Here is a 13,741-nt window from a genome sequence, read left to right on the forward strand (position 1 = left end):
CTTGGGGTAAACTGACGTAAATACCGCGCTTGTCGCCATGCCGATAATGGTGATACGGCGCGGTAACCCTTTATACGTGCAGGAGCCGAGCATGACGCAACAACCGCGCTACCAGAACCCGTTTTTTCAGGCCAGCACTCTGCCATATCAAGCGCCGCCGTTTAATCTGATCTCGGAAGAGGATTATAATCCGGCAATAGAAGAGGGGATCCGGGCCTATCTGGCTGAAGTCGATGCAATAGCAAATCAGGTTGCGCCCCCCACTTTTGAAAATACCTATGCCGCGCTGGAACAGTCCGGATTACTACTAAAGCGGGTAATGAGTATCTTCGGGGCGATGTCCTCCGCCAATACCAGCGACACGCTGCGGGGGATTGATGAACATCAATCGCCTAAACTGGCGGCCATGAACGATGCCATCAAGCTTAACAGCGCATTATTCAACCGTTTGCAGACGGTATATGAGGGCCGCAACGAGCTGTCCCTCTCCGCGGAATCCCGGCGGCTTATCGACATCACCTACCAAAATTTCCTGCTGTCAGGCGCGCAATTGTCCCCCGCGGACAAACAGCAGCTGTCGCTGCTCAATCAGGAAGCGGCGACATTAAGCACTCGCTTTACCCATCTGTTGCTGGACGCCGCCGGTCAAGGCGCGCTGGCGATAACGGACCCGGCAATGCTTGAAGGGTTGACCGCCGCCGAGCTTGCCGCCGCGCGGCGCGCGGCCGATGAACACGGTTTGCAAAATCAATGGCTGCTCGTATTACAAAACACCACACAGCAGCCATTGTTGCAGTCATTAAGCCGTCGCGATACCCGAGAGGCGCTTTTTAAAGCGTCCATCAGCCGGGCGGAAAAAGGCGATGAGCATGATACGCGGCGCATCATCCTCAGGCTGGCCCAAATACGGGCTGCGCAGGCCAGACTGCTGGGGTTTGCCGATTACGCCAGCTGGGCGCTGCAAGATCAAATGGCCAAAACGCCGGCGGCGGCGCTGGACTTTATGCGCAAGATTGTCCCGGCAGCCACGGCAAGGGCCCGCCGGGAGGCGGCTGATATTCAGGCTTTAATCGACGGGCAGGGGGACGGTTTTGAGCTGGCCGCTTGGGATTGGCAATTTTATGCCGATTGGGTACGTAAAAATAAATACGATCTCAATGATGCCGAAATAAAACCCTATTTCCCGCTTAACCAGGTGCTGGAACAGGGCGTATTCCACGCCGCAAGCCTGTTGTACGGTATCAGTTTTACGCCACGCGCCGATATTCCGGTTTACCATCCGGATGTCAAGGTCTATGAGATCCTTGATCAAGACGGCTCCGCGCTGGCATTGTTTTATACTGATTATTTTCAGCGCGATAATAAAGGCGGCGGGGCATGGATGGGCAATTTTGCCGATCAGTCCACCCGGCTCGGCACCCGACCGGTTATCTACAACGTGGCTAATTTCAGTAAACCCGCGGACGGCGAGCCGGCGCTATTGTCCTGGGATGATGTCGTTACCCTGTTCCATGAATTCGGCCATACCCTGCACGGTCTGTTCGCTGACCAGGAGTTCCCCAGTCTGTCAGGCACCGCCACGCCACGGGACTTCGTGGAATTTCCCTCTCAGTTCAATGAACACTGGGCCGATGAACCGAGCATCTTTGCCCATTACGCCCGGCATTATCAAACCGGAGAATCCATGCCCGATGTCCTGATGAAAAAGATTGAAAAAGCGTCTCGATTCAATAAGGGCTATGACATGACTGAACTCTTGGCGGCCGCTCTGCTGGATATGCATTGGCATACTCTGGAAGAAACCCGGCCGGATATGGATGTTGCCGCCTTTGAAGCCGCCTCGCTGGATCGGGATAACGTTAATTTGCCTTATGTGCCGCCGCGCTATCGTTCCAGCTATTTTCAGCATATTTGGGGCGGCGGCTATGCCGCGGGATATTACGCCTACTTGTGGACACAAATGCTGGCGGATGATGCATTCGACGCGTTTAAGGAGCGGGGAGGGCTGACGGAGGAAAATGGCCGGGATTTTCGCCATAGGATTTTATCCCGAGGCAATAGCCAGGATTTGGAACAGCTCTATGTGAACTGGCGTGGAAAAATTCCCGCTATCGAACCGATGCTTAATTATCGCGGTTTGAAAGACGACTAAAAGAATCGTCCGCAATGAAACGAGTTAAATCATTTCTCACCTTAGGCCAGCGCCCCGGGGCGTTGGCCTGCTTTTCAAGACATATCCGTACCGAGAAATTCAGCGGCGACCACGAGTATGCATATTGGAAGTCCATTCATACGTTGCTGAGATATCAGGCTTAAGTTTTTTCTTTTTATGTTCGGCCCTGGCCTTTTTGGCGATCGTTTCCCGTTCCGCCATGAGTTTGTCGATATAATCATCCTTGATATGGTTCGTTTCAGAGTTTGTCAGCGGACGACCCTGTGCTATACGGGCCTTATCAAGTAAAGTCTTCAGTTGGCGTTGCTCGCTTTCCGTCATGTCTTGCTGCGTCAGCTTTGGAATGGGCATAAATATTTACCTGAGGATGGCAAGGACAATCATTGTAAAGGAAAGTGAGCTCAGGCTCAGTAAAAAAAAAGCATAAACATAATTTAAGCTCTATTTAGGAAGAAAAAATTGGAAATTCGCACCCAAAAACCGCGGAAATTTAAACAAGTCGACGTATTTAGCGCCAAACCGTTAAAGGGTAACCCTCTGGCGGTGATCCTGGATGGGGAAGGGTTGACCGACGCCGAGATGTCGTCTATTGCGCGCTGGACCAATCTTTCCGAAACCGCCTTTGTGCTTAAGCCCGTGGATCCCGCGGCGGATTACCGGGTGAGAATCTTTACCACCGATAAAGAGTTGCCCTTTGCCGGGCACCCGACCCTGGGCACGGCCCATGCTTTGCTGGAAGCGGGCTTGAAACCCAAACGGCCTGGATTTTTATTGCAGGAGTGCGGGGTCGGACTGGTGCGGGTGAAATTGCAAGGCGATGACGGACTGGCATTCGCCGCACCGCCCGTTACACTCCAGCCAATATCTGACGAACACCAGGCGCTGCTAAAAAAAGCCTTGCCGAGCGGTACGATCCTTCCCGGCGGCGTGCCGACGATCGCCGACATGGGAGTAAGCTGGCTGATGGTGCGCATGGCCGATGCACAATCCTGTCTGGATATCGCCGCGGATTTGGCGGCAATTGAATTGTTACAGTCAGTACTCAATGTGAATGGCGTCGCGGTGTATGGTTTGCATGAGGCGAACGGTCCGGCGGATTATGAGGTTCGGGCTTTTATGGTTGAGCATCATACCCTGGTGGAAGATCCGGTTACCGGCAGCGCCAATGCCTGTTTGGCGCGCATCCTGAAAAGCGCCGGTTTTCCCGATGGCGGCAACACAGCGATAAAATATCTTGCCCGACAGGGTACCGCATTAGAGCGTGACGGACGGATTTCGGTACGCTTCGTTGATGACGAGGTCTGGATAGGCGGCGAGGTGCGCACGTTGATTGACGGAACGCTCCGTCTTTAAATCAAGCCTTTATCGCCATTGCAGACGAATCGTATAAACCTGCCTGAGCGCGGGTTTATTTTATTTCATAAATCGGTATATTCAGGTTTTTAACCTGATTAATATTTTTTATATAAGGAATGCGGCGATTTTGCAAAACAGAATTATATCAGGCTCTCATATCGTCGCGGAAAATACGGCGTCTTGTCGTCAGATAATCTATTTATATCAGTACGCTTCAACATATTAAAGAAAAAATATTATAACTTTAAAAAGAGATTGAAGAAGGGGGATGTTCCAATTTTTTAGAATTGGTGATGATGAGATGCTGATCAAGATCCACATGAAAGATGTATGCTACAAAATATATCCAATCCACCGAATTATCTGCCAGCCTATTTTAGTCAACTTGAGTACAAAGTCGTTACGGTTATGCCATTCAGTCAAATTATCTGCCAATCCGATAAACTATGGAGGATTTAATGACGACCACCCTTGATATTCTCAATAGTGCTAAAGACCTAGATCCGGCTGAGTATCGCGCGTTTTTTCTTCAAAGCAAGGCGCCCATATTTTACGATCTGCGATTTCTTATCGCGGCTGAGCAGTCACCCTTATTAAACGTCATTAAAATCTTCTATTTGCTTGCGCGGGACGAGGGAAGGCTGGTTGCTCTGGTCCCGATTTATCTTCAAGAATTTCGGTCCGTTGATCCGTTAGGGTTATTGGTTTCCTCCGCTAAGCTCTCGATAGAATCTGAAGAGCGCGGACTGTTTAGTCATTTTATACATTGTACGGACACCACAATACCGATGTTGGGCGATGCCCCTATTCTGTATGCCCAAATATTCGATGCTCTTACGGGTATCGCACAGGCTGAGCAGGCGCGTTATTTCTGTTTTCTCAATGTACAGGATGGTGTGCTCTTGCGTGAGGCTCAACGTTATGGGCTAGATATAAACTACATGGTGGATAAATTTTCAATCGAACTGGATGCTTTTCCGGATTTTGACAGTTTTATGCAGTCTTTGCCCAAATACGGGCGTTACGAAATGGTACGCCAGCTTCGTATCTTTAACCGCAGCGATGCGAGAGTTCGAATACTTGCTCCTCCCTTTGATAATGAAATTGAGAAACTGGCCCTGTTGTGTTATCCGACCGCCAAACGGCTGGGAACGCCCCATTATTGGCCAGAATCACAATTGGCCGGTTTTTGCCGTCTTTGCGGCGATCTGGTTCGCCTTAGCGTCGTAGAACAGAACGGGCAAATTGTCAGCGGCTTTATCTGCTTCGAGGAAGATGGCGCTCTCCATATCTGGTCGGCAGGCATGGATTATGAGAGTTCCGATTTCAGCCCTTACACCCTGGGCGCGTCTGCCGTGTATCGCTATGCATTCGAAAGAGGAATTAATCTTATCGAGTGCGGCCGCTTGAATTCCCGCATCAAGACTCTCTTGGGGTTTAAACCGCAACGACTCTATTCCATCATCAGTCAGGATCCGGGAATATCCGCCGCTACGCAGACTTCTCTGTCTCGACTGAAGCTGGCTTCGCAACTGGATGGCGAGGTTCGTCTTGCTTCGCATCCCGCCTTTGATGAGTGGTATCTCACCAGTGCCTGGAAAAGTCGAGGTCCAACACGTAGACCTGCGGTAATAGTACGCGCCGCGACTGAGGCCGATGTGATTCGCGCGATTGTATTTGCCCAGGAGCGAGGCATGGAAGTGAGCGTACGTGGCAGTGGGCACAACTATTCCGGTTGTTTTCTTCGCTTTGATACGCTGATGTTGGACATTTCCGGCTTGAAGGGACTTGATATCGATAGCCGGCGCAAGCGCGCCATCGTTGAACCTGGGGTCAGTAGCGGTCAATTGAGTCATGCACTGGCTTTGCACGGTTTGGCTTTTCCCACAGGGCATGTAAAAGATGTGGGTATCAGCGGATTCCTGTTGGGGGGAGGGCTCGGAATCAACTGTAGCCAATGGGGAGGGATGAGCGTATTCAACGTACAAGCCCTGGACATTGTCACCGCGGACGGTCGTCTACGGCATGTTTCCGAAACCCAGGAGCCAGACTTGTTCTGGGCCGCCCGTGGCGCTGGACCCTGTTCGTTTTTTGTTGTGACCCGTTTTTACCTCAGCTGCTACTCACTGCCTCGGGTAATAACCAACAGCTTATACACGCTACCTTTCACGCATTTGCACGATTTATTGGCGCGGTTTGTAGACGCATCTCCTCCTACAAATCTTCAGGCAATGGTGTCTGTCAGCCCCCCGACATCGGGTGGCACACCAGCAGCGCTGTTAAATATCTTGACGTTTGCCGATAGTCCACAACAAGCGCAAGCGCTACGCGAATCTTTTGAAACCAGCCTGGAGCTGCCACTTACAGCTTTGGCCATCGATCAGCCCTCAAACTTCGAGGCCATTTACGAGCAGTTCAACAACATGGTGGCATCAAAAAGGTTTTGTGCCGACAATATCCTTACAGATAACACGCAGGAATTGGTTTCCATCCTATCCCGGTATTTTTCAGACGCGCCTTCCCAGCGTACCCTTGCAGTGATTCTCTGGCGGGGTGTGACCACCTATCCGCAAGCAGCATTTTCGGCATACGGCAAGTTTTTTGTAACGACCTATGCCCAATGGAACGATGCGAAAGATGACAGTATGAATCGAAATTGGTTAAAACGGATGTATGACGAGCTTCAGGAGATTGCCCGCAGCAGTTATATCAATGAGTACGATCTTGAGACCAGGGCCAGCGAGACCAGCAGGTGCTTCGCCGCTGAGAACTGGGAGCAACTGCAAAGGCTCCGGCTGGAATACGACCCTGGCGGCGTATTTGTTGACGTGCAGCAGTTGGAGGAGCATGGCGATCAGCCAGGAACAAACAACTAAAAAACAACTAAATGGAATGTCAGCGCCTTGGTTCGCCGCGCCAGTCGCTGCAATGACGTGGCTGATGTATACGGGGCTAGCGGCGGACATGTGGGATCCAGATGTCTGCCCGCGGTCATATCCGGTGACCTTGAACCAGCTTAAAAGCAGCATAACAATTTTGCCTCTGCTTTATTGGTGCGTATAATGTATATTATGTTAAATTGAATCCATGGTTTAAAGAACTGATAAAAGCCCGGGCGAATCAGTCTAAACACCCTCCTCTTATGATGACGATACTTGAAATCTGAAACTAACTGGCTACCATTTCCTTGCAGATTTCACGTAGCGCACCGTTAAATTGATCTTTTCCACTCTGTTTCTTTTCGTTCACAGCGGGCCTGAATTCAGCGCACCTCAGTCTTTAAAGCAGAACCGTTATGCAGCTCCGGCGCCCGCTGGCGACAAACGCTTAGCACCAACTGCCGGAGCCAGCGATGAGCCGGATCAACTTCTGAACGCGGATGCCACATCTGCGATACCGTAATCCCTTTGGTTTTCACAGGAAGCTCGAAGGCATAGAGCGTGCCGGAAGCTACGCCATCATTGTCAATATATTGATATTTAAGGAAAGATTTCGGCACAAGCGCCACCAAATCTGACGCCATGGCCACAGCCAGCGCGGCGGAAAAGCTCGGCACCACGGCAGCAATCTTACGTTCCAACCCTAATTCGGCCAATGCCTCATCTACCGGTCCGCTTATCCGTCCGCGGCGGGAAGCGACAACATGCCCGAAAGAAACATATTGCCCGGCTGTCACCTCAGGCAGCAGTGTCAACGGATGGCCCTTTCTTACAATTCCCACGAACCGGTCCTTGAACAGCATTTGTAAACGTATTTCCGGTCCCATTTCCCCCAAGACGCCTATCTCAAGATCAACCAGTCCTTCGCGTAAAGGCAATGAAGTTTTCTCTGGCTTTGGCGCAAAACGCAGACGCACCGAAGGCGCTATTAACGCCGCCTGGGCGATAAGCAAAGGACCGAAAACCTCCACAAAACCCTCGTTGGCACGCAGGGTAAAGGTTCGCGCAAGCGTTGGTAAATCCAGTTCTGCCGTGGAGGGACTCAGTATGGCGCGAGCCTCCGCCACCGCATGCTGAGCGCGTTCGCGTAGCGCTTCGGCATGAGGCGTTAACACCATGTGACGCCCTGCCCTGACCAGTAACGGATCCCCGGCTACGGTGCGAAGACGTCCGAGGGTTCGGCTCATTGCCGAGGCGCTTAATCCAAGACGGCGCGCAGCGCCGGCCACGCTTCCCTCGGCAAGAAGCACATCAAGGGCAATGAGTAAATTGAGGTCTGGTTCAGTCATACCGCATTGTATCCTGGCCTGAAAAAGGATGAAAGGCGTCTGATGCATGTTATCAGTGCGGATGCTGCGCCTTCCGCCTGGTATTAAGCATGGTAAAATCCGATGAAATCACCAGCCAAAGATGGCCTTGATTCCGGAGTCATCGCCACCAGGCGCAAACCATGAGGAAATGATTGATGACAACACATTCTACGCATAAGACGGCTCTTCTCATCGGCGCATCCCGTGGCCTGGGTTTTGCTATGGCTTTGGAGTATCTGCAGCGCGGCTGGCAGGTGGTCGCAACCGGGCGTGATTCTTCGAAAGACCGGCTTAACCAGATTGCTGAACAGTTTCCCACCCTGCTGGAAGTTGAGACGGTGGATATTACGGACCCCCGCCAGGTCAATGAATTACACGCAAGACTGGCACATCGCCGTTTTAATCTGCTGTTTGTGAACGCCGGCGTCAAAAATAACGATGGCGAAACCATAGCGGACGTCTCCACCGATGAGTTTATCAGGGTGATGGTAACGAACTCTCTGAGCCCGATGCGGGCGATCGAGACGTTGCAGGATCTTGTTGCGCCCACCGGGACCATTGGCGTGATGTCTTCAGGACAAGGTAGCATCACCAATAATACAAACGGTAATTACGAGGTGTATCGGGGCAGCAAAGCAGCGCTGAACATGTTTATGCGCAGCTTTGCCGCGCGGCACAGCGGAGATTCCCGGACATTGCTGCTTATGGCCCCCGGGTGGGTACGTACGGACATGGGGGGACCGGAAGCACGTTTGAGCATACAAGAAAGCATTCCGGCACTCATAGGCACCATCGAGGCGCACGAGGGGCGCTCCGGGTTGCATTATCTTGATTATCTTGGAAAAACCGTACCCTGGTGAGCAATCGGGTTTTGATACCTTCGCGACAATATTTGACAGCGGCGCATACCGGGGATGCGCCGCAGAAGATCATGACAATGGAAAAGAGACCTGGCGGCAATCTTTTATCACTGTGATGCCGGCGTCGTGGTGGTTGCCGGCGTCGTGGTGGTTGCCGGTGTCGTGGTGGCCGCCGGCGTCGTGGTGGCCGCCGGTGTCGTGGTGGACGCCGGTGTCGTGGTGGACGCCGGTGTCGTGGTGGTTGCCGGTGTCGTGGTGGTTGCCGGTGTCGTGGTGGTTGCCGGTGTCGTGGTGGCCGCCGGTGTCGTGGTGGCCGCCGGCGTTGTGGTGGCCGCCGGTGTTGTGGAGGCCGCCGGTGTCGTGGTGGCCGCCGGTGTCGTGGTGGCCGCCGGTGTCGTGGTGGTTGCTGGCGTTGTAGTGGTTGCTGGCGTTGTGGTGGTTGCCGGTGTTGTGGTGGCCGCCGGTGTCGTGGTGGTTGCCGGTGTCGTGGTGGCTGCCGGCGTTGCGGTGGGTGCAGGTGTCGTGGTGGGTGCAGGTGTTGCCGCAGCTGTCTTCTTCTTTGATTTCGCGGCGTCATCCCGTTCGGCAAATACCGGTTTACCGTTCACTAACGTATAAACGACATGCTTCTCGCTGTCGGGTGTGGTAGTGACCTGAACCGAAGGGATGGTGACATGGCCGACCAGCGACCGGGCATAGCCGCCGATCTGATGCTTGCCTGCAGGTACATGCAGCGATACGCTTTCTCCACCTATCAGTGCCGCTGCGTCGTTACCGTCAACGGTGACGTATACGGTCGAGCCATCGGAGGCCGTTGTGGGGACATCAGTAATAGTGACCAGGGTTTCACCGGCGGAAAAATCAGAAGCGGATTTATTGGCCGCTTGATTTGCACAGCCTGTCAGCGCAAAGGCAGCCGCAATAGCGGCCAGGGCGAATCGGTTAATCATTGAGCGGTATCGTCCTATAAGGTATTTAGTGATCTGGACGTCAATATAACAGAAATCCATATTGAGATGAATGCATCAAAGGGGGAACTAAGAGAATTCTGCTGTTAGCCGGAAGGATGCTCACGCAATCCGCCGGCGCGATTTACCAGGACAGTATGTATGTTAAACAGCCGATAATGGTATCAAAACATTTCGATCAAAAGCCATATACCATAAGAGCAATGCTTTTACTGAAACTCATTTTTTTGTTACCGTAAACCCCCTATTTTATAAAGGGATTAATAACAAATCAACTTTGCATAATGGATGCTATAGAAATATGAATTTAAATATCTACCAAAGAGCATCAATAATGTTTAAGCGTTTTTTTATCACCTGCCAATATAGCAAAAAATCATATGATGCAATAAACAACCAATTGATACCATTCTATACAGAAGTGTCAGGATATTAAATCTGATGCGCCGCTTTTCGGTTCATCAAGCGGGGGCCGAAAACATTAATCAGCAGCCCCAGCATAATGACGGCAACGCCGATAAATTGCAGGCCATTGAGCATTTCACCCAAAATCAACGCGGCGCTGGTGAGTCCCACAACCGGCACAAGCAGCGCAAACGGCGTCACGCGCCAGGTTTCATGGCGGGACAATAGCTTACCCCATAAGCCGTAGCCGATAATGGTGGAAATAAAAGCCAAATAAATCAGTGAAAATATCGTGGGCGCCTTGATATTGACAAGACTGTCAACGATGGCCTTGGGCCCTTCAAATAGCCAGGAACACAGTAAAAAGGGAACAACCGGAATCAGCGCGCTCCAGACGACCAGCGAAAGAATCGGCGTCTTGGGCGAGTTGGTCATAATGATTTTATTGCTGATATTGCCAAACGCCCAGAACAGCCCGGCGGTGAGTGTCAATAACAACCCGAGCGGCGGAATGGCGGACAAGGTATTGGTCATGCCGCCCTCAACCAGTATCCCTATGCCCGCCGCCGCGATGAGCGTACCCACAATCTGCATGGCCTTGATTTTTTCCGACAGGAAAAACGTGCCCAGAATAATGGTGAAGAAAACCTGGGATTGAAGAATCAATGAGGCGATGCCGGTGGGCATGCCGATATTGATGGCGCCAAACAGGAAGGCAAACTGCAGGAAGCTGATGGTTAACGCATATAACGCCAGCCATTTTAGGGGGATTTTGGGGGCCGGGATAAAAAAGATGGCCGGAATCGCAACCAGCAGGAACCGCAAACAGCCCAATAAAAAAGGCGGCATGCCGTGCAGGCCTATCTTGATAATCACAAAATTAACGCCCCAAATGACCACCACCAACAGCGCCAACAGCGTATCTTTTACCGACATCCCCGGTTCCTTTCACAATAACGACATTAATATTGCCCTATACAGGACTTTCGGTCAGCAGGACCATGCGCTGCCGCGGATCAAACGCGTCGCGTTTCTCACGCCATGAATAAAAATACAGGGGAAACGACTTCTTTTCTATAGACAGTTACCATCGAAAAAAAGCAGTACAGTATGATGGTCAAGACAAAACTCCGCATCTCAGTCGGAACCGGCTCTTAGGTGTAAAGATTTACCGTCCCCATTAATCTAGTCCAGCAGATAAACAACGCATTTTCCCAGACTGCACAATCTCTTTGGCAACAGATTTAAATGCGTTATGGTAGATAGATACCAGCTTCATTAACCCATTTAGGTATTGTTTGGATTATTTCCTGACCGCACAACTCTTCGGCTTTGGGGTTATATGTACGCTCGGCTATGCTATGGCATCGTGCAAGACTGGTATCTATCATACGAACTATTTCATCCTCTGTGTAGTTAGCACTATGAATGCCTAATTTTAATGACAATGCCCCTTGATATTTGCCCTCTTTCGAGTATAAAACATCCTCATTGAACGGTAATTTATTTAATTGATTTTGTATGGCTTTTTCTATTTTATTAGTGGGATGTATCTCTATTCTAACTCTAATGTTTTTCATTATGTATTGTTCATTCGGATCAACAACATTAGCTTTTTGTTCAAATATATTCATATATATTTGACCAAACGTATCTCTATTTTCTGCCGCATAAGACAAGTTATTTTTAAATATTTTTTCGCTCACTGTGATTAGCCCCATTTTTTGACGATCCCGCGAATAATCATTATATATTCTATCGACCTCACCCGGCTTAGCTAGCGTATTTAAAAAAATATCCATCACTTCTACCCAAGGTCCAATTCTATGGATATCATTTGGATACGTGTTTTCATTGATTATTTTATTTAAAAGATCATGGGAGCTCTGATGATAAAAGGTATATGCCCACATACTATTACCTGGCGTTGTTGTGACTATTTTAAGATAGTCCTGATCCTCATTTCCAGTGGTTTTGACATTCGCCCATTCAAACAATGCATAATCACCTGACGCAGGTGCGACATCATGATCCAGTTTCATCATCGCCATAAGCCCCTTCCATTGCTCATTACTTTTGTAGGATTCGTCTTTTTCAAGATGCAGAGTTATCGCTAGAGCAGTGATATTTGGCCCAGTAGGTTGATTGCCTCGATATGCACATCCGCTCAAAGAGCAGGCAATGACAGTGGTAATTGCAAAATTCCCTAATTGAAATGATCGCACTACACGCTCCTTTTTTAATTGCTGTGTTTTTAATCGAACTAAGGATCATCAGTCAATGACAGCCTGAGTAGCAACCCTTGCTGCCCTGATATGAACACCTCAAGCCGAGTATACCGGCGGGACTTATAGGCAATAATCACGATGCCCCAATAACGGGAACGGTGCCAATATTAACTTAATCGGAATTTATCGAAATAACATTAGCGAATTTTTTTGGTTTTAGCCGTGCGGCGAGGAAAAAGCATCTTTTGAAAAATTTTGGCAGGAACAACCATGAATGGCTATATCAGTTTACCTTTGAAGCACTCAAAGAAATCACAACACTCTCTGCTTGACCGTCCGACATTTATTAGGGGGATACCTGCTGGTATCCCCTTCTGTTCTTTCGCATTAAACAGTACGGATGACGTGCTAAAGAGTCAATACTTGCAATAACTCACCGGCTCATGCTGGCGCCACCGCCCTTTTTCATCACTGAGCGTATTTCAGATTCCTGCACCAGATTTAAATCGCCGCTGACGGTCAATTTTAATACGCTGGCGGCAATGGCAAAATCAATATTTTCCTGTGCGCCAAACCCATGCAGCAGTCCATGCATCAACCCGGCGCCAAACGCGTCGCCGGCGGCCACCCCTTCCATGACGTGCAAATTATAGCGGGTGGTTTCGTAAAACTCGCCGTCTTTAAGCAATAATCCCATCCATTGGCTTTCTTCCACTGAGTGGATGTTTCTCAGGACGCTGGCTACTATTTTACAGCCCGGATACTTTTTGGCGACGGCAAGCATGCCGGCTTTGAATGAATCTTTTTGCTCAATGCCGCGGGACATATCGCCGTCGAAGGCTTCTATGCCCAGCGTCGCTTCAAAATCTTCATCATTGGCGATACAAATGCTGACATAATTCATCAGCTTGGACATGACCACCTGGGCTTTTTCAGGCTTCCACATCTTGCCGCGGTAATTCATATCGCAAACAACCGGTATGTTATGCGCCTTGCAATAAATGCAGGCGTCGGTAACCACCTGCTCTAATTCTGCTGAAATGGCCGGGGTGATGCCCGAAAAATAAAAATAATCAACGCCCTTGAGCAGCTCATCCCATTGGAACTCATTACGGGCAGCTTCGGCGAAGGCGCTGCCGGCCCGATCGTACACCACATTGCTGGAGCGAACGCTGGCGCCTTTTTCAAAGAAGTAAATGCCCAGACGGCTGCCGCCGCGTAGAATTTTCGAGGTATCCACGCCGTATTTACGCAACGCGGACAGCGCCGTGTCTCCCAGCAGATTGCCCGGCAATTTGGTCAAATACGCAGCGTCATTGCCTAAAAGGGCTAAAGATACGGCGACGTTGGCTTCAGCGCCGCCGTAGGTTGCTTCCAAAACATCCGACTGAATGATGCGATTGTTGCCGAGCGGTTTCAATCGAAGCATCATTTCACCAAAAGTTAACACTTTCATTTTGTTACTCTATGTTCAATCCAAGGCGATAATTGTATCACCTAAA

General features: G+C 50.3%; 10 protein-coding genes. 4 read left to right on the forward strand and 6 right to left on the reverse strand.

Going from position 1 to position 13,741, the window contains the following annotated elements; translation table 11 throughout:
- The first annotated feature begins 37 nt into the window (after nt 1-37).
- Nucleotides 38-2,152, forward strand: a complete 2,115-nt coding sequence (gene dcp / locus ACL2XJ_RS21920; protein ID WP_413724480.1) for a peptidyl-dipeptidase Dcp — start codon at nt 38-40, stop codon at nt 2,150-2,152.
- Between the two features lie 99 nt (nt 2,153-2,251).
- Here dcp and ACL2XJ_RS21925 read toward each other — a convergent pair whose 3' ends face one another.
- Entirely contained in the window at nt 2,252-2,524 is a 273-nt protein-coding gene (locus ACL2XJ_RS21925) for a DUF3811 domain-containing protein (protein ID WP_203521390.1), read from the reverse strand.
- Between the two features lie 108 nt (nt 2,525-2,632).
- Here ACL2XJ_RS21925 and ACL2XJ_RS21930 point away from each other — a divergent pair, with 108 nt between their 5' ends.
- Both ACL2XJ_RS21930 and ACL2XJ_RS21935 read left to right on the forward strand, forming a co-directional pair.
- Nucleotides 2,633-3,526, forward strand: a complete 894-nt coding sequence (locus ACL2XJ_RS21930; RefSeq protein ID WP_413724481.1) for a PhzF family phenazine biosynthesis protein — start codon at nt 2,633-2,635, stop codon at nt 3,524-3,526.
- A 461-nt stretch (nt 3,527-3,987) separates the two neighbouring features.
- Complete coding sequence (locus ACL2XJ_RS21935; protein ID WP_413724482.1) at nt 3,988-6,405, forward strand: GNAT family N-acetyltransferase; 2,418 nt, start codon at nt 3,988-3,990, stop codon at nt 6,403-6,405.
- Nucleotides 6,406-6,791: 386 nt separating this feature from the next.
- Here the strand turns inward: ACL2XJ_RS21935 and ACL2XJ_RS21940 are convergent, their stop codons facing one another.
- The gene (locus ACL2XJ_RS21940; protein ID WP_413724483.1) at nt 6,792-7,757 is read right to left on the reverse strand and encodes a LysR family transcriptional regulator; all 966 of its coding nucleotides are present in this window, start codon (nt 7,755-7,757) and stop codon (nt 6,792-6,794) included.
- A gap of 176 nt (nt 7,758-7,933) precedes the next feature.
- On the opposite strand from ACL2XJ_RS21940, the gene ACL2XJ_RS21945 reads away from it, so the two are divergent.
- Nucleotides 7,934-8,638: an SDR family NAD(P)-dependent oxidoreductase gene (locus ACL2XJ_RS21945; protein WP_413724484.1), complete on the forward strand. Its 705-nt coding sequence runs from the start codon at nt 7,934-7,936 to the stop codon at nt 8,636-8,638.
- 107 nt (nt 8,639-8,745) lie between these two features.
- Here the strand turns inward: ACL2XJ_RS21945 and ACL2XJ_RS21950 are convergent, their stop codons facing one another.
- From ACL2XJ_RS21950 to ACL2XJ_RS21965, 4 genes are all read right to left on the reverse strand, one after another.
- On the reverse strand, nt 8,746-9,588 hold the full coding sequence (locus ACL2XJ_RS21950; RefSeq protein WP_413724485.1) for a hypothetical protein: 843 nt from the start codon (nt 9,586-9,588) through the stop codon (nt 8,746-8,748).
- 450 nt (nt 9,589-10,038) lie between these two features.
- Nucleotides 10,039-10,947 (reverse strand): EamA family transporter, encoded by a 909-nt coding sequence (locus ACL2XJ_RS21955; protein WP_413724486.1) that lies wholly within the window; start codon nt 10,945-10,947, stop codon nt 10,039-10,041.
- Between the two features lie 317 nt (nt 10,948-11,264).
- The gene (locus ACL2XJ_RS21960) at nt 11,265-12,236 is read right to left on the reverse strand and encodes a hypothetical protein (RefSeq protein ID WP_413724487.1); all 972 of its coding nucleotides are present in this window, start codon (nt 12,234-12,236) and stop codon (nt 11,265-11,267) included.
- 436 nt (nt 12,237-12,672) lie between these two features.
- Nucleotides 12,673-13,695, reverse strand: a complete 1,023-nt coding sequence (locus ACL2XJ_RS21965; RefSeq protein WP_413724488.1) for a sugar kinase — start codon at nt 13,693-13,695, stop codon at nt 12,673-12,675.
- Between the last annotated feature and the right edge of the window lie 46 nt (nt 13,696-13,741).

The organism is Sodalis sp. RH16 (genome assembly GCF_047324245.1).
In the GTDB taxonomy this organism is placed as follows: domain Bacteria; phylum Pseudomonadota; class Gammaproteobacteria; order Enterobacterales; family Enterobacteriaceae; genus Acerihabitans; species Acerihabitans ligni.